We start from the raw sequence: 20,553 nt of genomic DNA on the forward strand, positions 1-20,553 counted from the left end.
TCAGCGCCTCGGGCGCAGGGAGTCGTCGATGTCGACGTACTGCCACCAGTCCTGCCAGAAGACCGGATGGCGGTAACCGATCACCTGCGGCTGCGCCATGTCGATCGAGACGCGGTTCAGCGTGAACTTGTAGGGCATGTACGCGAGCGCGATCTGTTCGGCCTGGCGGAACACTGCCAGGCGCTCCGGCCCGTCGGGCAGTTCCTGCAGCTTGGCGTAGGCGGCGTCGAGCTCGGGCAGGCGCACGCGCGCCATGTTCTGGCCGCCGATCTGGCGGCTGTCCATGCGCTGGAATGCGCCGGCCGAATCCGGCGAGGCGGACGAACCGCCGAGCGCCCACATCTGGTACTTGCCGGCACGCGCCGACTTCAGGTTCTCGGGCCATTGCGCGACCTTCATCCGCACCCGGATCCCGAGCGCCTTCATGTTCTTGGTCATCACCTCGGCGATGCGCCGGTCGCGCAACTGCGACTGGGTGTTGACGTCCAGCACCAGCGGCGAGCCGTCGGGGCGCTCGCGCCAGCCATCGCCGTCGCGGTCCTTGTAGCCGTAAAGATCGAGCAGCGCGTTGGCACGCGCCGGGTCGTAGTCGCCCACCTCGGTCTTGAGCTTCGGGTCGTAGGCGCTAGTGTGCGCCAGCGTCGGCCCTTGCGCGATCGTGCCCATGCCGCTGTAGGCGTAGTCGATGATGTTCTGCGTGTTCAGACCGAGCCCGAACGCACGGCGCAGCGCCACCTGCTCGGGCGTGTAGCCGCCCACCACCGGGTCATCGAGGTTGAACAGGTAGTAGTTCGCCGCCGCCTCGACGTAGCGGAAGCCCTGCACGCCGCGCTTCGCAAGGTGGGGTGCAACCTTGCCGCCCGGCATCGCCTGGTTCACGAACTGGTAGCCGACGCGATAGGCCAGATCGGCCTCGCCGTTGACGAACGACAGCCAGCGCGGCTGCTCCTCCTCGATGATCGAGATCTCGACCCGGTCGACCATCGGCAGGCGCCGACCCTTGAGCCGCGCCAGGATGGCCTGGCCTTCGGCGTCGTCGACGGCCGGTTCGGCGTCGTAATAGCGCTCGCGGTAGCCCGGGTTGCGCTCCAGCGCGATGAACGAGCTGCGCCGCCACTGCACGAGGCGAAACGGTCCGGTGCCGACCGGGTGCGCCTGGAACTGCTCGCCATAGAACTCGACTGCCTCGCGCGGCACCGCGCCGAACAGATCGCCGCCGGCGAGCGCCTCGATGAAGCGCGGGCGCGGATCGGCGATGCGGAACTGCACGGTGTAGCGATCGAGGGCGCGCACGCCCTCGATCTCGGTGTCGTAGTCGAGGGGCTTCTTGCTGTCGATGGCGCGCTGACGCAACTCCGCCAGGCCCAGCAGCTTCTCGTTCTCGAGCCCGCTCCAGACCGGGCTCTTGTTGGCCGGGTCGGCGAAGCGCTTCATCGCGTAGACGTAGTCCTGCGCGACAAGCTCGCGCTTCGCCCCCTTGAAGACCGGGTCGTCGGCAAAGTAGATGCCGGGCTTGATCTTGACCGTCCAGGTGCGGAAGTCGGCCGAGTTCTGCGGCATGCCGTCGGCCGTGAGCGGCTTGATCTTCACCGGCCGCGCGAGGTGGTCGTAGGTGTACAGGCCCTCGAAGATGTGCGGCGTCAGCGTGCGCGAATAGAGGTCGTTGATCTTGACCGGGTCGAGGCTGGTCTCGGCGACCTCGAAGGCGTAGCGCAGCACCTTTTGCGGCGACGCGGCCGGCGCGGGGGTTTGCGCGTGGGCGGCCGCAGCGGCGAGCAGGCCGGCGGCGAACAACAGGTCGTGCAGCTTCTTCATCGGGTGGGATGGGGCAAAGAGTCGTCGATGTCCACGTATTGCCACCAGTCGGTCCAGAACACCGGGTGGCGGTAGCCGATCAGCCACGGCTGGGCCATGTCGGTGGAAATTCGGTGCATCGTGTACTTGTACGGCATGTAGGCGACGGCAAGCTTTTGGGCCTGCTCGAACAGCGCGGCGCGTTCCGGGCCGTCCGGTAGCGCCTGCGCTCGGTCGTACAACTCGTCGAACGCGGGCATGCGGAATCGCGCCATGTTCTGGCCGCCGATCTGGCGGCTGTCGTAGCGCGCAAGCGCGCCGATCGAATCGGGCGCGTCGGCCTGCGATCCGACCGTCCACACCTGCAGCTTGCCGGCACGTGCGGCCTTCAGGTTCTCGGGCCACTGCGCCACGACCGACTCGCTGCGGATGCGCAGCGCGCGCAGGTTGCGGTCCATCACCTCGGCGATCTTGCGCGAGCGCTGGTCCGCCTGGGTGTTGATGCGCAGCACCAGCGGCTTGCCATCGGGCTGTTCGCGCCAGCCGTCGCCGTCCTTGTCGACATAGCCGTAGAGGTCCAGCAGGGCCTGTGCACGCGCGGCGTCGTACTCGCCGAATTCGCTGCGGTACTTCGGGTCGTAGTTGCTGGTGTGCGGGAGCAGCGGGGTCTGCGCCGGTGTCCCCTGGCCGTTGAAGGCATACGCGACGAGCACGCGACCGTCGAGGCCCAGCCCGATCGCGCGGCGCAGTGCGATGCGTGCCGGCTCGTAGCCGCCGACGACCGGGTCCTCCATGTTGAAGAACGCGCAGTAGACCGTCGGCTCCAGATAGCGGTAGCCCTGGATGCCGCGCTTCGCCAGGTTCGGCGCGACCTTGCCGTTCGGCATCGCCTGCGGGATGAACTGGAAGCCCATCTCGAACTGCAGGTCGGCCTGGTTGTTCAGGAACGCCAGCCAGCGCGGCTGCTCCTCCTCGATGATCGAGATCTCGACGCGATCGACCATCGGCAGGCGGCGTCCCTTGAGTCGCGCCGCCCAGGCCTGCCCCTCCGCATCGTCGGCGGCAGGCTCGGCGTCGTAGAACATCTCGCGGAAGCCGGGGTTGCGCTCGAATGCGATGAACGAGCTGCGTCGCCACTGCACGAGGCGGAACGGGCCGGTGCCAACGGGATGGGACTCGGCCTCCTCGCCGTAGAACTCGATCACCTCGCGGGCCACCGCCCCGAACAGGTCACCGGACGCCAGGTTCTCATGGAAGCGCGGGCGCGGCTCGGCCACCTTGAACTGCAAGGTGTAGCGGTCGAGCGCGCGCAGTCCTTCGATGTAGCGGTCGTAGTCGAACGGCTTGCGCGCATCGAGGCCGGCCTGGCGCAACTCGTTGAGGCCGAGCAGCCGTTCGGTCTCGAGGCCCGACCAGACCGGGCTCTTGTTGGCCGGGTCGGCGAAGCGCTTGAAGCTGTAGACGTAGTCTTGCGCGACGAGTTCGCGTCGCTTGCCTTTGAAGGCGGGGTCCTCTGCAAAGTAAATGCCGGGCCTGATCTTGACCGTCCACGTGCGGAAATCGCTCGACGCCTGCGGCATGCCGTCGGCGGTGAGCGGCTTGATCTTGATCGGCCGCGCCAGGTGGTCGTAGTGGTACAGCCCTTCGAAGATGTGCGGCGTCAGGATGCGCGAATAGAGGTCGTTGATCTTGGCCGGATCGAGGCTCGTCTCCGCGACCTCGAACGCATAGCGCAGCACCTTCTTTCCCGGCTCGGCACGCGCGGCCGCCGGCAGGCCCAGCGCCGCCCCGGCGCCGGCCGCGAGCACGCTGCGGCGGGTGAATTCGGCGCCGCTCATCCCAGGCGCCTCGCCTTCTCGTCCAGATCGATGTCGACGTAGCGCCAGAACTCGGCGACGAACAGGTTGCGGTGGTAGCCGACGACCCAGGGCTGCGCCAGGTCGGTCCAGATGCGGTGCACGTGCGCCTTGTAGGGCATGAACGCGACCAGGATCTCCTTCATGCGGGTCATCACCTTCAGCCGTTCGGGGCCGTCGGGCATTACGCGCATCTGCTGGAACAGGCGGTTGTATTCGGGGTGGTCGAAGCGGGCGTGGTTGGCCTGGCCCTTCTCGGGGCCGTCGCCGAGCACGAGGAACTCCTCGCCGTCGGGCCCGCCGGTCCAGGCCACGCCCCACATCATCAGCTTGCCGGCGCGCGAGGCCTTCAGGTTCTCGGGCCACTGCGCGGTCTTGAAAACCATGCGGATGCCGATCGCATCCATGTTCTTCTTCCACTGGGTGATCAGCTGGCGATCAAGGTCGTTCGGCTGGGTCGCGTACTCGATCGTCAGCGGCGAGCCGTCGGGCTGCTCGCGCCAGCCGTCGCCGTCGCGGTCCGTGTAGCCGTACAGGTCGAGCAGCGCCTGCGCCTTGCCGCGGTTGAACTCGCCCATCTCGCTCTTGAACGCCGGGTCGTAACCGTACAGGCCCGGCGGCACGATCGACTGCGCGACGATCGCCTGGCCTCGCCGCACCACGCGGATCTCCTCGTCGACGTTGACTGCCAGCGCGATCGCGCGGCGCAGCGCGACCTTCTCGGGCGTGTAGCCGCCAACCACCGGGTTCTCCATGCCGAAGTACGACATCGACGCGTCGTTGCGCTGGTAGCGGACCTGGTAGACGCCCTGCTTCGCGAGGTTGGGTGCGACCTGGTTGTTCGGGATCGCGATGTTGGTGAAGTCCTCGGGCACCTGCCAGACGACGTCCATCTCGCGGTTGATGAAGGCCAGCCAGCGCGGCTGCGGCTGCTCGATCACGCTGAGCTCGACCCGGTCGACCATCGGCAGCTTGCGGCCCTTCAGCCTGGCGGCGGCGGCCTGGGCGAGCGCGTCGCCGGCGGGCGCCTCCTCGTCGTAGAACTCGTCACGGTAGCTCGGGTTCTTCTCGAGCGCCACCAGCGAGCTGCGCCGCCACTCGGCGAGCCGGAACGGCCCGGTGCCGACCGGGTGCTCCATGATCTTGTCGCCATAGAACTCGACCACCTCGCGTGCGACCGCGCCGAGCTTGGACGGATCGCTCAGCGCATCGGTGAAGCGCGGGTTCGGCGTGCCGAGGATGAACTGGATCGTGTAGCGGTCGGTCGCGCGCAGGCCCTCGACCGGCGTGTCGTAGTCGAACGGCGTCTTGTTCCTGATCGATGCCTGGCGCAGGTCGTCCAGACCGACGATCGCGTTGTTCGCGAGGGTCTGGTACGTCGGGCTCTTCCAGCGCGGGTCGAAGTGGCGCTTGATGCTGTAGACGTAGTCGGCCGCGACGAGTTCGCGCTTCACGCCCTTGAACGCCGGATCGTCGGCGAAGAAGATGCCCGGCTTGACGCGGACGGTGAAGCGCTTGAAGTCGGCCGACGCTTCGGGGAACGCCGCGGCGGTGCTCGGTCGCAACCGCACCGGACGCGCGAGGAATTCGTAGGCAAACAGCGAATCGAAGATGTTCGAGGCGATCAGGCTCGAGTAGAGGTCCGAGATCTGCGCCGGGTCGAAGCCGGTCTCCGCGACGCGCATCGCGTAGCGCAGGACCTTCTTGCCGCCGGGCGCCGTGGCCGGCGCGGGTTGCGCCCCGGCCCGCGGCGCGAACCAGCCGCCGACGAGCGCCGCGAGGCCGCGAAGGACGAAAGCGCGGCGCGGCGCGGCGGCGCGAGAGGGCATGGACGGCGTTCCTTGTGGGATCACGACAGGGGCCCGGGTGGGGCCGGTGAATCGAAGGCGGGAGTCTAGGGGCAGCGCTGCGCCGTCGGACACGGTGCAAGCACCAAGGTTCCGCCGCCGCCGACCCGGGGCACGCGAATTGCGTGCCGGCCCGCCAGCCGCGCGGCGGTGAAAGAGGGCAAACGCGGGGGAGGGCGGCCCCGCGCAGGCCCTAGACTCCCGTCCGCTCGCACCCTGCGCCGCCCGCCCCGCCACGAGCACGGGCGGCGCGCGGGGTGCCCCGATTTGACTGAATGAGGAGTGTGCCCCGCCATGGCGGCCTATCTGATCCGACGCCTTTGGCAGATGATCCCGACACTGTTCGGCGTCGTTCTGCTGGTGTTCCTGCTATTCAAAGCCTTCGGCGGCGATCCCGCTGAAATCCTCGGCGGCCTGAACGCCACCCAACAGCAGGTCGACGCGATCCGCCAGCAGCTCGGGCTGAACGAGCCGCTGTGGACCCAGTTCGGCATCTTCCTCAAGCAGATCGTCACGTTCGACTGGGGCAAGAGCTGGGCGACCAACGAGGCGGTCTCCAACCTGTTCGCCACCCGCCTGCCGGCGACGCTGACGGTGATGGTGCCGATCCTGATCCTGGACACGCTGCTCGCCATCCCGTTCGCGATGGGCGTGGCCTACGTGCGCGGCTCGCTGACCGACCGCGCGATCATGGTGCTGACGACGGTGGCGCTGTCGATCTCGTTCCTGGTCTACGTGATCGTCGGGCAGTACGTGTTCGCGTTCCAGCTCGGGCTGTTCCCGGTGCAGGGCTGGAGCGACAGCGTCTGGACCAACCTGACCACCTACGCGCCGCTGCCGGTGCTGCTGGCCGTGGCGGTCTCGCTGGCGCCGACGACGCGCCTGTATCGCACCTTCTTCCTCGACGAGATCGGCCACGACTACGTGCGCACCGCGCGCGCCAAGGGCCTGACCGAGCCGGTCATCCTGATGAAGCACGTGCTGCGCAACGCGATGATCCCGATCCTGACCAACGTGGCGGTCAGCCTGCCGGGCATCTTCGTCGGCTCGTTCCTGATCGAGGTGTTCTTCTCGATTCCGGGCCTGGGCCGCGAGATCCTGCTGGCGGTGAACCGCAGCGACTACCCGGTCATCCAGGCGTTCGCGATCTACATCGCGGTGATCACGATGGTCGTGAACCTGCTGACCGACATCCTCTACAAGCTGGTCGACCCGCGGGTGGTGCTGAAATGAGTTCCACGCTGGTGAGTCCCCAACTGACGCCGAGCATGACGCGCGGCAAGGGCGTGTGGGCCGCGGCGGCCACACGCTTCAAGACCGACCATGTCGGCCTGACCTCGCTGGTGATCGTGGCGCTGTTCCTGCTGCTGGTGCTCGCGTCGGGCCTCGGCCTGGTCGCGAAGGACTGGCAGGTCGAGCGCGGCGTGCCCGACGCGCCGCCCACCTTCATCGGCCCCGCCGCCAAGACCGAGAGCGTCGCGATCGCCGCGCCGAGCGGCCCGAACGTCGACATCTCCGCGGTCGACCCGCTCGCGCCGCGCTACGCCGAGTGGGCCGAAGCGGCCAAGAAGTACCAGACCAAGGACGCGGTGCGCGCCGACACGCTGCCGTTCGGCGGCGACCGGCTCGGCCGCGACGTGCTGGCCAAGGCGATCAAGGGCGCGCAGGTCTCGATCCTGGTCGGCGTCTCGGCCGCGGTGCTGGCCACCGTGATCGGCACGCTGCTCGGCGCCGTCGCCGGCTTCTTCGGCGGCAAGGTCGGCGACCTGCTGGAGTGGGTCTACAACGTCTTCACCGCGATCCCCGGCATCCTGCTGATCTTCGCGTTCGCGGCGGTGTTCGGGCGCGGCATCGGTTCGGTCGTGCTGATCCTGGGCCTGGCGGGCTGGACCGGCATCTACCGCCTGGTGCGCGCCGAGTTCATCAAGCACGCGAACCGCGACTACGTGCGTTCGGCCGAGGCGATCGGCGCGAGCAATGCGTCGCGCATGTTCCGCCACATCCTGCCGAACGTCAGCCACGTGGTGCTGGTGCAGCTGTCGATTCACGTCGTCGGCTTCATCAAGAGCGAGGTGATCCTGTCGTACCTCGGCCTGGGCGTCGGCGTCGACCAGGTCTCTTGGGGCACGATGCTCAGCGAGGCGCAGAGCGAGCTGATCCTCGGCCACTGGTGGCAACTGGCCGCCGCGACGATCTTCATGGCGGTGTTCGTCACCGCGTTCTCGCTGATGACCGACGCGCTGCGCGATGCGCTCGATCCGAAGCTGCGGGGTCTGGAATGAGCACGCTACTGAGCATCGACAACCTGCGGGTCGCCTTCCGGCTCGGCAAGGAGAACGGCGTCGTCAAGCGGTTCGAGGCGGTCAAGGGGGTCAGCTTCGACGTGCCCGAGAACACCACGGTCGCGCTGGTCGGCGAATCGGGCTCGGGCAAGAGCGTGACCGCGATGTCGATCCTGAACCTGCTGCCCGACAACGCCGAGCGCAGCGGGGCCATCACGTTCCAGGGTCGCGACATGCTCGCCACGCCGATGAGCGAGCTGCAGAAGCTGCGCGGCAAGGAGATCGCCTGCGTCTTCCAAGACCCGATGACCTCGCTGAACCCGGTGTTCACGGTCGGTCAGCAGATCTGCGAGCCGCTGATGAAGCACCTGGGGCTGAATGCGCGCGATGCGATGAAGCGCGCCGAGGCGCTGCTGACGGAGGTCGGCATGCCGGAGCCGAAGCGGCGTCTCGGCGTCTACCCGCACCAGCTGTCGGGCGGCCAGCAGCAGCGCGTGATGATCGCGATGGCGCTGGCCTGCGAGCCCAAGCTGCTGATCGCCGACGAACCGACCACCGCGCTCGACGTGACGATCCAGCGCCAGATCATGGAGCTGCTGGCCGGCCTGAAGGCCAAGTACCGGATGAGCATGCTGTTCATCAGCCACGACCTGGGCGTCGTCGGCGAGATCGCCGACCACGTGGTCGTGATGCGCCACGGCACGGTCCGCGAGCAGGGACCGGTGGCGCGGATCTTCGCCGACCCGCAGGACGCGTACACCCGCGCGCTGCTGGCCTGCCGGCCGACGCTGGAGCAGCGCGCCCCGCGGCTGATGGTGATCGACGACCACATCGCGGGCCACGCCCGCGATGCCGTGGGCAAGGCCAAGGACCCGAACGCCCGGGTGATCATCGAGGCCAGCGCGCTGACCAAGAGCTTCTGGCTGCGCAGCGGCGTGTTCGGGCGCAAGGAGTTCAAGGCCGTCAAGGGCGCGACCTTCAAGCTGCGCCAGGGCCACACGCTGGGCGTCGTGGGCGAGTCGGGCTCCGGCAAGACGACGATGGGGCTCGCGCTTCTGCGCCTGCACGAGCCGAGCGGCGGGCCGGTCACCGGGAAGGTGACATTCGACGGCATCGACCTGCTGGCGCTGAGCAAGGGCGAGATGCTGCCGATGCGCAAGCGCATCCAGGTGGTGTTCCAGAACCCGTACGCGAGCCTGAACCCGCGCTTCACGGTCGGCCAGACGCTGGTCGAGCCGATGACGATCCACGGCATCGGCCGCGATCAGGACGATCGCGAGGAGCGCGCCCGTGCGCTGCTGCGCAAGGTCGGCCTCGACGACGCGGCGATGGACAAGTACCCGCACGAGTTCTCCGGCGGGCAGCGCCAGCGGGTGGCGATCGCGCGCTGCCTGACGCTGGACCCCGAGGTGCTGGTGCTGGACGAAGCGGTCAGCGCGCTCGACGTGTCGGTGCAGGCCCAGGTGCTGAACCTGCTGAAGGACCTGCAGGACGAATTCGGCCTGGCCTACATCTTCATCAGCCACGACCTGGCGGTGGTGCGCTTCATGGCCGACGAGGTGCTGGTGATGAAGGACGGCGAGGTCGTCGAGCAGGCCAGCGTGGCGCAGATCCTGGACGCGCCGCAGCAGGAGTACACGCGGCGGCTGCTGGGGGCCATCCCGCGCGGGTACCGCGCGGTCGCCTGACCGCAGGCGCGCCGGCCAGCCCGCGACGAATCCGGTCGAACCTGTAACGCTCCGCTTACGGGTACGCCGGTTTTCGTTCGCGCTTGTTCGATTTGGCGTCACCCGACCCGTCGGCGCCACCGTTGGCGGGGTCCACGGGCGCTGGCACGGAGGTTGCGCCTGTGGGCTCACAGCACCCGCGCAGCCGCCGGCCGCGACGGGTCAAGGACTCCAAGGACGTCGTTGCCATGCCGCTGAACCGCTCTGTCCGGACTGCCTCCTCCACGCCGCGCCGCCTGCGGCCGGCCACCCCCCGCTGCCGCGGCGGCGCCTCCTCGGTGCTGCGGCTGACCCAGCCCGGCGCCCAGCGCCTGCCGACCACGCTGGACCTGTCCGACTGGATGAGCCGCGCCGCCAGCGTGCTGCTGCCGGTCACCGGCCCGCACTTCGACGTGCCCGCCCGCGGCACGGGGGCCTGAGATGAACCAGAACGCCACGTCGCCCATCGTCAAGCGACCTGTCGCCGCCGCCAGCCGCGTGCTGCCGCAGCGCCGCGACCCGGTGCTTCAACCCAGCGCACCTCGCCAACCGTTCCGCGTGCTGCAGACCAGCCGCGCGCCGGCCCAGCTGTCGTTGTGGCTGCGCGCCGAACTGAACTTGCGTTGACAACGCGGCGTCTACCCTTTTGCGGACGGTCCTGACGTCCTGAGGGGAGCGGGCAGGCTGGGGCGGAGTCGAGAGCGAGCCCCCGCGATCACTGTCCCGCTTCCCTTCTTTTTTTCTGCGGGCAAGCCCTCTGACCCCCGGACGTGCGGCGCGCGACACTCTCGCGCACCATGCAGTCCACGAAGGGGTTCCCCATGCCGACGATCGATCGCCGCCGCCTGCTGCTTGCCAGCGCCGGCTCCCTGCTCGCACCCGCCGCCGTGCGCGCCCAGTCCGCGTGGCCGAACAAGCCGGTGCGCATCGTCGTGCCGTTCGCGCCCGCGGGCACCACCGACATCCTCGCCCGTGCGCTGACCCCCGAGCTGACGAAGGCCTTCGGCCAGACCTTCATCATCGACAACAAGCCCGGCGCCGGCGGCAACCTCGGTGCCGACGCGATCGCCAAGTCGGCACCGGACGGCTACAACCTGCTGATGGGCACGGTCGGCACGCACGCGATCAATGCGGCGCTGTACCCGAAGATGCCGTTCGACCCGGTCAAGGATTTCGTCCCGGTCGTGCTGGTCGCGGGCGTGCCAAACGTGCTGGTGATGAACCCGGCGAAGGCCGAATCGGCCGGGATCCACAACGTCGCCGACCTGGTGCGGTTCGCGAAGGCGAACACCGGCAAGCTGAACATGGCGTCAAGCGGCAACGGCACCTCGATCCACCTGACCGGCGAGCTGTTCAAGAGCGTGACCGGCACCTACATGGTCCATTTCCCGTACCGCGGCTCCGGCCCGGCGCTGCTCGACCTGATCGGCGGCACGATGGACCTGATGTTCGACAACCTGCCGTCGGCGCTGCCGCACATCAAGTCGGGCAAGCTGAAGGCGCTCGCGGTGACGTCGATCCAGCGGAGCGCCGCGTTGCCCGACCTGCCGACCATCGCCGAAAGCGGCGGCGTGATGAAGGGCTTCGACGCGAGCTCCTGGTTCGGCCTGTTCGCGCCGGCCGGCACGCCGATGGACATCGTCAACCGCATCAACCAGGAAACCGCCAAGTCGTTCCAGTCGCCCGCGTTCAAGGAGCGGCTGCAGTCGCAGGGCGCGATCCCCGGTGGCCAGCCGCCGGCCGAGTTCGCGGCCTTCATCGCGGCCGAGACGAAGAAGTGGGCGCAGGTCGTGAAGGTCTCGGGCGCGAAGGTGGATTGAGCCGCACCGTCCCGCGTCCCGATCGCCTGCGTGACGCGTGGTCCAGGGGTGAGCCGATGGTCTAATGGCGCGCCACTCCGACCCCGCCGCGCCGATGCCCGCTCCCGCCCCTGACTCCCGTGCCGCCGCCGCCCCGGCTTCGGCGCCGGTGCTGCTCGGCGCGCTGGCGCTGTGGCTGCTCGCCACGCTCGGTCTGCGTCCGCTGCTGCTGCCGGACGAGGGCCGCTATGCCGAGGTGGCGCGCGCGATGTGGCACGGCGACTGGCTGGTGCCGACGCTCAACGGGCTGCCGTTCTTCCACAAGCCGCCCCTGTTCTACTGGCTCGACATAGCCGCGCTGCAGCTGCTCGGCGTGCACGAATTCGCCGGGCGCTTCGGCTCGGCGGTGGGGGCCTGGCTGATGGGCGCGGCGCTGTTCCTCGCGATGCGCCGCTGGCACGGCGCGCGCACCGCCGCGCTCGCGCTCGGGGTGCTGGCGACGACGCCGTTCTTCTTCGTCGGCGGCCAGTACGCGAACCACGACATGCTGGTCGGCGGGCTGATCACCGCCGCGGTGCTGGCGATGTCGCGGGCGGTCGACAAACCGCCCCGGGTCGATCTGCGCTGGCTCGTGGCCGGCTGGCTGTTGTGCGCGTTCTCGATGCTGGCCAAGGGCCTGATCGGCATCGTGCTGCCGGCGCTGGTGATCGGCCCGTGGCTGCTCGCGCAGGGGCGCTGGCGGCAGGTGCTGGGGCTGCTGCACCCGCTCGGCCTGGTCGTGTTCGCCGTCGTCGGGCTGCCGTGGTTCATCGTGATGCAGCAGCGCTATCCCGGCTTCTTCGACTACTTCGTGATGGAGCAGCACTTCCGCCGCTTCGCGCAGTCGACCTTCAACAACGTGCACGGTCCGTGGTTCTTCCTCGCCGTGCTGCCGCTCGCGACGCTGCCGTGGAGCGCGTGGACGCCGGTGGCGTTCAAGCGCGCGTGGGCGGATCGCAGCCCGACCACGTTGCTGTACGCGTGGTGGGTCGTCGCGATCGTCGGCTTCTTCTCGATCCCGAGCTCCAAGCTGGTCGGCTACGCGCTGCCGGCGCTCGCGCCGTGGTGTGCGCTGCTGGCGCTGGCCGTCGCGGCGGGCACGGGGCGCGCCTGGCGGGCGGTGATGGGCGCGGCGGCGCTCGCGTGCGTGGCGATCGTCGGCTTCGCGGCCTGGAAGGCGCCGCAGTCGAACCAGGCGCTGGCGCAGGTGCTGCGCGCGGCGATGCAGCCCGCCGACCGGGTCGTGATGGTCGACGAATACTTCTACGACGTGCCGTTCTATGCCCGGCTCGCGCGGCCGGTGGTGATCGCCGCGGACTGGGCCGATCCGGAGATTCCGCGCCGCGACAACTGGCGCAAGGAGGTGGCCGATGCGGCGCGCTTCGACCCGCCGCTCGCGCGCCAGCTGCTGCGACCGCTGACCGAGCTGGACCGCATGGCCTGCGGCACGAGCGCGACCTGGTTCATCGTGTCGGCCGGACACGCCGACCGCGTCTCGGGCCTGCCCGGCGCCTCGCGTGCGTTCGCCGACAAGCGCACCGAGCTCTGGCGCTTGCCGGGGCGGGTGTGCCCTTGAGCACGGCCCGCCATTTCTCGCGCTACACGCTGGTCGGTGCGGTGGCGACCGCGCTCCACTACGGGGTGCTCGCAGGGCTCGTCGAGGGCGCGGGCTGGGCCGCCTGGCTGGCGTCCGGCACGGGGGCGGTGGTCGGCGCGCAGCTGGCGTATGCGGGCAACCGCTGGTTCACGTTCGCACACCGCGGCGGCATCGGTGCGTCGTGGCCGCGCTTCATGCTCACGGCGCTGTTCGGCGCGGTACTCGGGATGGCGATCGTCGCGCTCGGCGTGCGGCTCGGGTTGCACTACCTGATCGCGCAGGTGATCGCGACGCTGACCAGCCTGCTGCTGACGTTCGCGATCAACCGGGTCTGGACGTTTCGGTGACGGTCCGCCAGACGCGCCCGAGGCGCACGCCGGCCGCCGCCAGATCGTCGTCGAACGCCACGCTGCCCAGGTAGGCGAGCTCGCGCTTGCGCGCCGCCTGGATCGCATCGGGCGGATCGCCGGGCAGGTGCTCACCGGGGTGGCAGAACAGCAGGCCGCCCTCGGCGGGCAGCTCGGCGAGCCAGCGCCGCATGCACCCCTGATAGTCGGGATCGACGAAGTCGTACGCACCGAGCAGCACCGCGTTGTGCGGAATCACGCGCTGGGTCAGTTCCCGCTCCAGCGTGCGCCCGCCGGTGCGCTCGATCACCCAGCGCTTGAAGCCGGCGCCGGGCCCGATAAGCCGGCCGGTATTGCGCAGCGCGGGCAGCGGCTGCACATGCTCGACCATGTCGAGGATCACGCGGCGCACGCCCGGCAGATGGTGAACGTGCTGGTGGCCGTCGATGAACGCGGGCGGACGGCCGAGCACATGGTTGAAGGCGGCGAGTTGTGCATGGACCTCGTTGCGCACCTGCGAGATCGGCAGCAGCCGCAGGTGCGCCTGTGCGATCAGGCGCGGCAGCGGCGGGAGAGTCGGCCAGTGCCGTGCGAGGCGCGTGCTCAGCGGCCGGCCTTCGGTGAAGTTCAGGTGCAGGCCGACATCGACCGTGTCCGGCAGGCCGTTCAGCAGCCCGGCCGTCTTCGGCCAGTGCGGGCTGTTGGTGATGCACGAGATCGCGGTCAGGCGCTGCGCGTGGGCCAGCCGGGCGATGCCGGCGGAGATGCCGGGCGCCAGCCCGAAATCGTCCGCACACAGGGAGAGCAAGCGCTGCCCGCCGCGGCCGGCCGAGGCGCTCATGCGCCGGCGTCGTCCGAGGCGGCGGCGATCGCGCCGCGCCCGGCCTGGCTGCCGATCAGGTAGACCGGCCGTTGCTTGACCTCGTCGAAGATCCGCCCGACGTATTCGCCGAGGATGCCGATCGACAGCAGCTGGATGCCGCTGAAGAACATCATCCCGCACACCAGCGTGGCCCAGCCGGGCACGTCGCTGCCGTAGATGAAGTGCTCGATGACGATCCACACGCCGAACGCGAGCGCGAACAGCGCGACCACGACGCCGAGCGCGCTCCACAGCCGCAGCGGCGCGTTGGTGAACGCGGTGACGCCGGTGAACGCGAGCTTCGACAGGCTGCGCAGCGAGAAGCTGCTGGTGCCCGACAGGCGCTCGGCCGGCACGTACGGGATGATCACGGTGTGGAAGCCGACCCAGGCATACAGCCCCTTCATGAAGCGGTTGCGCTCGGGCAGCGCCTTGAGCGCATCGACGACGCGGCGGTCCATCAGCCGGAAGTCGCCGGCATCGACCGGGATCGGCACCGCCGCGTTGTGGTTGACGAGCCGGTAGAACAGCGCGGTGCCGATCCGCTTGGGCCAGCTCTCGTCGGCGCGTGACGCGCGTGCGGCGCAGACCATGTCGGCGCCGGCCTGCCAGGCCTGGACCATCTCGGGCACGAGCGAGGCGGGGTGCTGGAGGTCGGCGTCCATCAGCAGCACCACGTCACCGGCGGCGTGGTCGATGCCGGCGGTCAGCGCCGCCTCCTTGCCGAAGTTGCGCGACAGGCGCAGGTAGCGCACGCCCGGCGCCAGCAGCCACGGGGCGACCGCGGCCGGCGTGGCGTCGCGGCTGCCGTCGTCGATGACCAGCACCTCCCAGCGATCGGTCAGGTCGGCCAGCTGCACCGTCAGGCCGGCCAGCAACGGGCCGAGGTTCTCGGCCTCGTTGTACGCGGGCACGACGCAGCTGATGGCGGGGCGGGCGGGGCGGGGTGTGGTGGGCGTCATGAATCGTCGGAGCGCGGATGCGACTGTAAGCTGGCCGCCGGCCCGCCGCGCGCGATGCGTGTCGGTGGCAACATGCCATCGTTGCAATCCGCCGACTTTCCGCCCGCACGATGCCCCGTGCCACCTCGATCCACCGCTGGCTGCTCGTCGCCGCATTCGTGCTCTCGCACGCCTACCTGCTGATGACGCAGGAAAAGTAACCGGAGAATCCGCATGAACGACTCGCAGATCCGCTTCGACGACGGCGCCGCGTACGAGGAATTCATGGGCACGTGGAGCCGCCTGGCCGGCGAGGTCTTCCTGCCCTGGCTTGCGCCGCCGACGGGGCGGCGCTGGGTCGACGTGGGCTGCGGCAACGGCGCGTTCACCGAGATGCTGGCGACGCGCTGCGCCCCCAGTTCGCTGCAGGGCATCGATCCCTCGCCCGAGCAGATCGCGTATGCACGTGCGCGGCTGGACGGCGCGGTCGCCCGCTTCGACGTCGGCGATGCCCAGGCGCTGCCGTATGCCGATGGCGCGTTCGATGCCGCGGTGATGGCGCTGGTGATCTTCTTCGTGCCCGACCCGGCGCGCGGCGTGGCCGAGATGGCCCGCGTCGTGCGGCCGGGCGGCAGCGTCTCCGCCTACGCGTGGGACATCCTCGGCGACGGCTTCCCGTTCGCGGTGCTGCAGGAAGAGATGGCCGCGCTCGGCGTGCCGCCGCTGTGGCCGCCGAGCGTCGAGGCGTCGCGGCTCGACGCGCTGCGCACGCTGTGGCGCGACGCCGGGCTGGTGGAGGTCGAGACGCGCGTGATCACCGTGCGCCGCGAGTTCGACGACCTCGAGACCTTCTGGCGCATCGCGCAATCCGGCCCGCGCCTGGCGCCCCGGCTTGCCGCGATGCCGGCGGCCGACGTCGCGACGCTCCGGACACGCCTGCGCGAACGATTGGCGCCGGACGCACGCGGCCGCATCACCTGCGAAGCCCGCGCCAACGCGATCAAGGGCGTCGTGGCCGGGTAGATCGGCCCGACGCGTCAGCCGTGGTGCCACACCACACGCTGGTGCGTGCCGGTCCAGCGCTCGTACAGCGGCGCATAGGCCTCCTCGATCCGGTTGCGCTTGACCTTGAAGGTCGGCGTGATGAAGCCGTTGTCGACCGTCCACGGTTCGCTGACCACGACCAGGCAGTCGAGCTGCTCGTGCGGATCGAGCTGGGCGTTGACGGCGTCGAGGTGGGCCGACAGCGACACCGCCATCGCCTGGCGCTGCGTCGAATCTTCGGCGCGCTTGGCCGACTCGGCATTGAGCATCACGATGCCGAGCGGCTGGCCGAGGTTGGCGCCGGTGACGACGCAGGCCTCGACCGCGCCGTTCATCACCAGCTTGTCCTCGATCGGCGCGGGCGCCACGTACTTGCCCTTGCTGGTCTTGAACAGGTCCTTCACGCGGCCGGTGATGCGCAGGTTGCCCTCGGCGTCGAGCTGGCCCTTGTCGCCGGTGTGCAGCCAGCCGTCGGCGGTGAACGCGTCGCGCGTCAGCTCGGGCTCCTTGTAGTAGCCGAGCATCAGGCCGGGGCTCTTGACCTGGATCTCGCCGGTCTGCGGGTCGAGCCGGCTCTGCACGCCGTCGTACGCGAGGCCGACCGTGCCCGGCCGCTGCACGCCGGGCAGCGTGGCGTGCGAGACGCCGCAGTTCTCGGTCATGCCGTAGACCTCGATGATCGGCAGCCCCAGGCGCTCGTACCAGCGCAGCAGTTCCGGCGGCATCGGCGCGGCCCCGCCGGCGGCGATGATGCACTGGTCGAGGCCGAGCGCGGTCAGCACCTTCTTCGCGACGATTCGGCGCACGATCGGCAGCTTCAGCAGCCGCGCCAGCTTGTCGGGCGGCATCTTCGCGTGCACCCCCTGCTGGAACTTGACCCACAGCCGCGGCACCGAGAAGAAGCAGGTCGGGCGGGCGCGTTGCATGTCGACGCCGAAGGTCTCGAGGCTTTCGGCGAAGTACACGTGCATCGAGGTGGCCAGCAGCCCGTGTTCGACCAGCGTGCGCTCGGCGACGTGCGCAAGCGGCAGGTACGAGAGCATGCGCGCGTCGCCCTGCAGCGGCACGCGCTTCAGCGCCGTCGACAGCGACCACGCGAAGGTCTCGAAGCTGTGCATCACGCCCTTGGGCATGCCGGTCGTGCCCGAGGTGTACATGATGGTCGCGAGTTCGCCCCCGTCGCGCAGCGGCTGGCCCTGCAGCGGCGGCGTCTCGGCGACGATCGCCTCCCACTGCGGGTAGTGGGTGCGCGGCGCGAGCGGTGTCGCGATGCAGGGCAAGCCCTCGGGCACGCCGGGCTGCATCGCGTCCCAGCCGTCGAGCTTGCCGACGAACAGCAGCTTCGCCTCGCTGTGCGCGAGGATCTGGCGGATCGTGCCGGCCGCCAGCGTCGGATACAGCGGCACCGACACGTGCCCGGCGAGCCAGATCGCGAAGTCGCACATCAGCCAGTGCGCGCAGTTCTTCGACAGGATCGCGATCCGGCTGCCCGGGGCGAACCCGAGCGCCTGCAGGTGCGCGGCCATCCGGCGCGACTCGTCCATCACCTGCGCCCAGGTGTAGTCGCGCACTGCGCCGCCGCCGAGCGGCTGGCTCAGGATGACGCGGTCGGGCGCGGTGCGCTCCCAGTGGTACAGGCGCTGCAGCGCCAGGGCATCGGGCGAGACGGTGGAGGGGGTCGACATCGGGGCGTTCCTCGGCCGCGGCGGGCAACAGGCCCGGTGCGCGCCGCCGAAAATAGGGCAAGGCGCACGCGGCGCCAAGAGAGGGACTACCGAGTCCGCGTGCGCCGCCGTCCCGGACACGCCCGCGGGTTTGCAGCGATGATCGCGCGATGAGATTTCCGCTGCTGCGTCTGCCCCTCGCCCTCCTGTTCATCGTGCCGGTGTTCATCGGCCAGGCCGCGGTCTGGGGGCTCGCGAAGCGTTTCGGCAAGGTGCCGGTCGCGCTGCTGTCGGTCGCGATCGCCTGCCTGCTCGGCTGGGCCGCCTACGCGCTGTACACGCGCTGGGTCGAGAAGCGCCCGGCCGACGAACTGCGCGGCCCGGGCGCGCTGAAGGAGCTGGGCGCGGGCCTGGCGTTCGGCGCGGTGCTGTTCAGCAGCGTGATCGCGGTGCTGGCGCTGCTCGGCGTCTACAAGATCACGGGGCTGCGCGACGACGTGACGGTGATGTTGATCCCGCTGTGCGTCTCGCTCGCGGCCGCGGCGATCGAGGAGATCCTGATGCGCGGCGTGGTGTTCCGCCTTCTCGAGGCCTCGCTGGGCACCTGGATCGCGATGGCGATCTCGGCGGCGATCTTCGGCGCCGGCCACCTCGCCAATCCGAACGCGAGCGCGCTCGCGGCGGTGGCGATCGCGATCGAGGCCGGCGTGCTGCTGGCGGCCGCCTACCTGCTGACGCGGCGACTGTGGTTCGCGATCGGCATCCACGCGGCGTGGAACTTCACGCAGAGCGGCATCTACGGCCTGCCCACCTCGGGCATCCCGATGAACGGCATCTTCGTCAGCAGCGTGGCCGGGCCGGAGTGGCTGACCGGCGGCGCGTTCGGCGTCGAGGCCTCGGCGGTCGCATTCGTGCTCGCCAGCGCCGCCGGCGTCGTGCTGCTGGTGATCGCCGGGCGGCGCGGCCGCTTCATCGCGCCGTTCTGGCGGCGGGGCGGCGAAGGTGCGCCGCCCGTGGCCGCTACTGCGCGTTCACCGGCGATTTCGGGTCCAGCAGCAGCGCCATCAGATCCTTGATCTGCGCTGGCGTGAGCACGCCGGCGTGCCCGAAGCGCGGCATGCCGGAGCAGGCGTTGTAGGCCTTGGCGTTCCACAGCTTGCCCCAGGTGTACTGGACGATCGCGGCCGACTTCGGGTCGGCCGGGTCGGTCACGCCGCGCAGCTTGCCGTAGTGGTACAGGCTCGGGCCGATCGTGCCGTACGAGATCTCGGCCTTGGTGATCTGGTGGCAGTTGTAGCAGTTGCCGCCAGCGGGCACGCCGGCCGGGTCGGTCCAGGTCATGCCGCGGCCGTTCTGCGCCAGTGCCTCGCCGACCTTCCAGTCGCCGAGGTAGACGCCGTCGGTCGGCCACTTCACGGTCGCGAGCTGGGCGGCTTCGAGGCGCTTGATCACGTCGGGCGGCGGCGACTGCTCGGCGGAGCAGGCCTGCTGGACCTCGTCCTGCGTCAGCCGGTCGAGCTTGGCAATGCCCTGCTCGTGGAACGACGACTGGATGACGCCCTGCGTGATGCGCTGAGTCTCCTGCGGATTCGGCGCGCTGCTGCAGCCGGCGACGAGCGCCACGGCAGCGAGTGCGAAGGTTCGGGTGGGGATGCTCATGTCGTTCACCGCTTGATCGCCGGCGCGGTCGACGCCGCGCCCTTGGCCTGCACGCCCATGTAGACGCCGAGCGCGATGGTCGCGTCCGACGCATAGCCCGGGTACGGGAAGCGCTGCTGGCGGTAGCAGTCGTTCAGCCGCCGCTGCATGCTCCACAGCTCGCCGCTCGACACGCGGTACGCCGGCCAGGCGGCGAAGCCGACGCCGTCGCCGGGGTTCACGGTCAGGTTCGGCAGGTCCTGCAGGCGGATGCGCTTGCCCGCCTCGCCGTGGCACGACGCGCACGCGAAGTCGTACGGCCCGCCGCGGAAGAAGAAGACGCGCTTGCCGACCTCGTACATCTGGCGCTCGGCCGCATGCGCCTGCGGCAGGTTGAACTTCAGCCCGCGCGATTCGGCCGAGATGTATGCCACGAGCGCCTCGATGTTGGTCTGTTCGCCGCGGCCGAACGGTGTGGCGGCGATCTCGCTGGCCTTGAAGCCCTGCTGCGTCTCCATGCAGCTGAGCAGGCGCGACTCCAGGTCCTGCACCCGCTGGGTGTCGACGAAGTAGCGCGGCAGCTCGACGAACGCGCCCTTCACGACGCCGGGGCCCTTGCCCAGGTCGCATGCTTCGAGCGAGGCGTTCTTCGGGCCCCGCCTGGTCTTCCACAGCGCCTCGCCCTTGGCTTCCCACAGGTCGGCGGGGTTGCCGTCGGCCAGCAACGCGCGGTACTGCGCGATGCCGTCCGCGGCGCTCGTCTGCGCCTGTGCGCCGGCGGTGGCGAGAGCGACCGCGGCCAGCGCAGCCATGCGCAGCGCCTTCATGCGACGACGGCCTCGTCGCTGCGCTTGTCGCCGCGGTTGTCGACCCAGGTCACGGTGATCTTGTCGCCAGCCTTCGCCCCCTTGACGACGAACTCGGTGAACGGGTTCTTCGCGATCGCGGTGCCCCACTGCGCGGTCATCACGGTCTTGCCGTTCAGCGCGGCGGTGACCTCCGTGATGTGCCAGGCGGGGATCGTCTTGCCGGCGGCGTCCTTGCGCTGGCCGGTCTCCATCTCGTGGCTCATCAGCACGCGCACGACGGCGCCGCTGCCTTGCACTTGCGCGCGGATGCGCATCGGGTCGGACATGT

General features: G+C 69.8%; 19 protein-coding genes. 10 read left to right on the forward strand and 9 right to left on the reverse strand.

Features of this window, described 5'->3' with window-relative positions; all coding sequences use genetic code 11:
* Genes ACWH49_RS09985 through ACWH49_RS09995 form a run of 3 tightly spaced genes read right to left on the reverse strand, consistent with a single transcriptional unit; the run spans position 1 to position 5,479 of the window.
* Entirely contained in the window at positions 1 to 1,815 is a 1,815-nt protein-coding gene (locus ACWH49_RS09985; protein ID WP_448171325.1) for an ABC transporter substrate-binding protein, read from the reverse strand.
* A complete protein-coding gene (locus ACWH49_RS09990) occupies positions 1,812 to 3,632 on the reverse strand; it encodes an ABC transporter substrate-binding protein (protein WP_448171326.1) in 1,821 nt (606 codons plus the stop codon). The genes ACWH49_RS09985 and ACWH49_RS09990 overlap by 4 nt, the downstream gene beginning before the upstream one ends.
* Complete coding sequence (locus tag ACWH49_RS09995; RefSeq protein ID WP_448171327.1) at positions 3,629 to 5,479, reverse strand: ABC transporter substrate-binding protein; 1,851 nt, start codon at positions 5,477 to 5,479, stop codon at positions 3,629 to 3,631. The genes ACWH49_RS09990 and ACWH49_RS09995 overlap by 4 nt, the downstream gene beginning before the upstream one ends.
* A gap of 312 nt (positions 5,480 to 5,791) precedes the next feature.
* Here ACWH49_RS09995 and ACWH49_RS10000 point away from each other — a divergent pair, with 312 nt between their 5' ends.
* The 8 genes from ACWH49_RS10000 (at position 5,792) to ACWH49_RS10035 (ending at position 13,267) form a co-directional block, all read left to right on the forward strand.
* Complete coding sequence (locus ACWH49_RS10000) at positions 5,792 to 6,730, forward strand: ABC transporter permease (protein WP_448171328.1); 939 nt, start codon at positions 5,792 to 5,794, stop codon at positions 6,728 to 6,730.
* Positions 6,727 to 7,779, forward strand: a complete 1,053-nt coding sequence (locus ACWH49_RS10005) for an ABC transporter permease (RefSeq protein ID WP_448171329.1) — start codon at positions 6,727 to 6,729, stop codon at positions 7,777 to 7,779. The genes ACWH49_RS10000 and ACWH49_RS10005 overlap by 4 nt, the downstream gene beginning before the upstream one ends.
* Positions 7,776 to 9,467, forward strand: a complete 1,692-nt coding sequence (locus tag ACWH49_RS10010; protein WP_448171330.1) for an ABC transporter ATP-binding protein — start codon at positions 7,776 to 7,778, stop codon at positions 9,465 to 9,467. Before ACWH49_RS10005 ends, ACWH49_RS10010 begins: the two co-directional genes overlap by 4 nt.
* A gap of 317 nt (positions 9,468 to 9,784) precedes the next feature.
* On the forward strand, positions 9,785 to 9,925 hold the full coding sequence (locus ACWH49_RS10015) for a hypothetical protein (protein WP_448171331.1): 141 nt from the start codon (positions 9,785 to 9,787) through the stop codon (positions 9,923 to 9,925).
* A gap of 1 nt (position 9,926) precedes the next feature.
* Entirely contained in the window at positions 9,927 to 10,112 is a 186-nt protein-coding gene (locus ACWH49_RS10020) for a hypothetical protein (protein WP_448171332.1), read from the forward strand.
* A 194-nt stretch (positions 10,113 to 10,306) separates the two neighbouring features.
* Positions 10,307 to 11,305 carry a tripartite tricarboxylate transporter substrate binding protein gene (locus tag ACWH49_RS10025; RefSeq protein WP_448171333.1) on the forward strand — a complete coding sequence of 333 codons (999 nt, stop codon included), beginning with the start codon at positions 10,307 to 10,309 and terminating at the stop codon, positions 11,303 to 11,305.
* A 94-nt stretch (positions 11,306 to 11,399) separates the two neighbouring features.
* Positions 11,400 to 12,899, forward strand: a complete 1,500-nt coding sequence (locus ACWH49_RS10030; RefSeq protein WP_448171334.1) for a glycosyltransferase family 39 protein — start codon at positions 11,400 to 11,402, stop codon at positions 12,897 to 12,899.
* Positions 12,896 to 13,267, forward strand: coding sequence for a GtrA family protein (locus ACWH49_RS10035; protein WP_448171335.1), 372 nt, complete (start codon positions 12,896 to 12,898; stop codon positions 13,265 to 13,267). Before ACWH49_RS10030 ends, ACWH49_RS10035 begins: the two co-directional genes overlap by 4 nt.
* Here the strand turns inward: ACWH49_RS10035 and ACWH49_RS10040 are convergent.
* Together ACWH49_RS10040 and ACWH49_RS10045 are read right to left on the reverse strand one after the other, a co-directional pair.
* Positions 13,242 to 14,108, reverse strand: coding sequence for a ChbG/HpnK family deacetylase (locus ACWH49_RS10040; RefSeq protein ID WP_448171336.1), 867 nt, complete (start codon positions 14,106 to 14,108; stop codon positions 13,242 to 13,244). The genes ACWH49_RS10035 and ACWH49_RS10040 overlap by 26 nt on opposite strands.
* Positions 14,105 to 15,091 (reverse strand): glycosyltransferase family 2 protein, encoded by a 987-nt coding sequence (locus tag ACWH49_RS10045; RefSeq protein ID WP_448171337.1) that lies wholly within the window; start codon positions 15,089 to 15,091, stop codon positions 14,105 to 14,107. Before ACWH49_RS10045 ends, ACWH49_RS10040 begins: the two co-directional genes overlap by 4 nt.
* A 213-nt stretch (positions 15,092 to 15,304) precedes the next feature.
* Here ACWH49_RS10045 and ACWH49_RS10050 point away from each other — a divergent pair, with 213 nt between their 5' ends.
* A complete protein-coding gene (locus tag ACWH49_RS10050; RefSeq protein ID WP_448171338.1) occupies positions 15,305 to 16,093 on the forward strand; it encodes a class I SAM-dependent methyltransferase in 789 nt (262 codons plus the stop codon).
* A 14-nt stretch (positions 16,094 to 16,107) separates the two neighbouring features.
* Here the strand turns inward: ACWH49_RS10050 and ACWH49_RS10055 are convergent, their stop codons facing one another.
* A complete protein-coding gene (locus tag ACWH49_RS10055; RefSeq protein ID WP_448171339.1) occupies positions 16,108 to 17,799 on the reverse strand; it encodes an AMP-binding protein in 1,692 nt (563 codons plus the stop codon).
* Between the two features lie 149 nt (positions 17,800 to 17,948).
* Here ACWH49_RS10055 and ACWH49_RS10060 point away from each other — a divergent pair, with 149 nt between their 5' ends.
* Positions 17,949 to 18,854: a CPBP family intramembrane glutamic endopeptidase gene (locus ACWH49_RS10060; RefSeq protein ID WP_448171340.1), complete on the forward strand. Its 906-nt coding sequence runs from the start codon at positions 17,949 to 17,951 to the stop codon at positions 18,852 to 18,854.
* Here the strand turns inward: ACWH49_RS10060 and soxX are convergent.
* The 3 genes from soxX to soxZ are packed head-to-tail and all read right to left on the reverse strand — an operon-like array spanning position 18,799 to position 20,551.
* On the reverse strand, positions 18,799 to 19,437 hold the full coding sequence (gene soxX / locus ACWH49_RS10065) for a sulfur oxidation c-type cytochrome SoxX (protein ID WP_448171341.1): 639 nt from the start codon (positions 19,435 to 19,437) through the stop codon (positions 18,799 to 18,801). The genes ACWH49_RS10060 and soxX overlap by 56 nt on opposite strands.
* Positions 19,438 to 19,442: 5 nt before the next feature.
* Entirely contained in the window at positions 19,443 to 20,243 is an 801-nt protein-coding gene (gene soxA, locus ACWH49_RS10070; protein WP_448171342.1) for a sulfur oxidation c-type cytochrome SoxA, read from the reverse strand.
* Entirely contained in the window at positions 20,240 to 20,551 is a 312-nt protein-coding gene (soxZ, locus tag ACWH49_RS10075; protein WP_056471863.1) for a thiosulfate oxidation carrier complex protein SoxZ, read from the reverse strand. The genes soxA and soxZ overlap by 4 nt, the downstream gene beginning before the upstream one ends.
* Positions 20,552 to 20,553: the final 2 nt, after the last annotated feature.

It is taken from the genome of Rhizobacter fulvus (genome assembly GCF_964020785.1).

Excerpts from the sequence above, each read along its gene's own strand:
- ACWH49_RS10040 (WP_448171336.1), bottom strand. The coding sequence starts at position 14,108 with ATGAGCGCCTCGGCCGGCCGCGGCGGGCAGCGCTTGCTCTCCCTGTGT.
- ACWH49_RS09995 (WP_448171327.1), bottom strand. The coding sequence starts at position 5,479 with ATGCCCTCTCGCGCCGCCGCGCCGCGCCGCGCTTTCGTCCTTCGCGGC.
- ACWH49_RS10010 (WP_448171330.1), top strand. The coding sequence starts at position 7,776 with ATGAGCACGCTACTGAGCATCGACAACCTGCGGGTCGCCTTCCGGCTC.
- ACWH49_RS10060 (WP_448171340.1), top strand. The coding sequence starts at position 17,949 with ATGAGATTTCCGCTGCTGCGTCTGCCCCTCGCCCTCCTGTTCATCGTG.
- ACWH49_RS10025 (WP_448171333.1), top strand. The coding sequence starts at position 10,307 with ATGCCGACGATCGATCGCCGCCGCCTGCTGCTTGCCAGCGCCGGCTCC.
- ACWH49_RS10000 (WP_448171328.1), top strand. The coding sequence starts at position 5,792 with ATGGCGGCCTATCTGATCCGACGCCTTTGGCAGATGATCCCGACACTG.
- ACWH49_RS10020 (WP_448171332.1), top strand. The coding sequence starts at position 9,927 with ATGAACCAGAACGCCACGTCGCCCATCGTCAAGCGACCTGTCGCCGCC.
- ACWH49_RS09990 (WP_448171326.1), bottom strand. The coding sequence starts at position 3,632 with ATGAGCGGCGCCGAATTCACCCGCCGCAGCGTGCTCGCGGCCGGCGCC.
- ACWH49_RS10005 (WP_448171329.1), top strand. The coding sequence starts at position 6,727 with ATGAGTTCCACGCTGGTGAGTCCCCAACTGACGCCGAGCATGACGCGC.
- ACWH49_RS10045 (WP_448171337.1), bottom strand. The coding sequence starts at position 15,091 with ATGACGCCCACCACACCCCGCCCCGCCCGCCCCGCCATCAGCTGCGTC.
- ACWH49_RS10030 (WP_448171334.1), top strand. The coding sequence starts at position 11,400 with ATGCCCGCTCCCGCCCCTGACTCCCGTGCCGCCGCCGCCCCGGCTTCG.
- ACWH49_RS10050 (WP_448171338.1), top strand. The coding sequence starts at position 15,305 with ATGAACGACTCGCAGATCCGCTTCGACGACGGCGCCGCGTACGAGGAA.
- ACWH49_RS09985 (WP_448171325.1), bottom strand. The coding sequence starts at position 1,815 with ATGAAGAAGCTGCACGACCTGTTGTTCGCCGCCGGCCTGCTCGCCGCT.
- soxA (WP_448171342.1), bottom strand. The coding sequence starts at position 20,243 with ATGAAGGCGCTGCGCATGGCTGCGCTGGCCGCGGTCGCTCTCGCCACC.
- soxZ (WP_056471863.1), bottom strand. The coding sequence starts at position 20,551 with ATGTCCGACCCGATGCGCATCCGCGCGCAAGTGCAAGGCAGCGGCGCC.
- ACWH49_RS10055 (WP_448171339.1), bottom strand. The coding sequence starts at position 17,799 with ATGTCGACCCCCTCCACCGTCTCGCCCGATGCCCTGGCGCTGCAGCGC.
- soxX (WP_448171341.1), bottom strand. The coding sequence starts at position 19,437 with ATGAGCATCCCCACCCGAACCTTCGCACTCGCTGCCGTGGCGCTCGTC.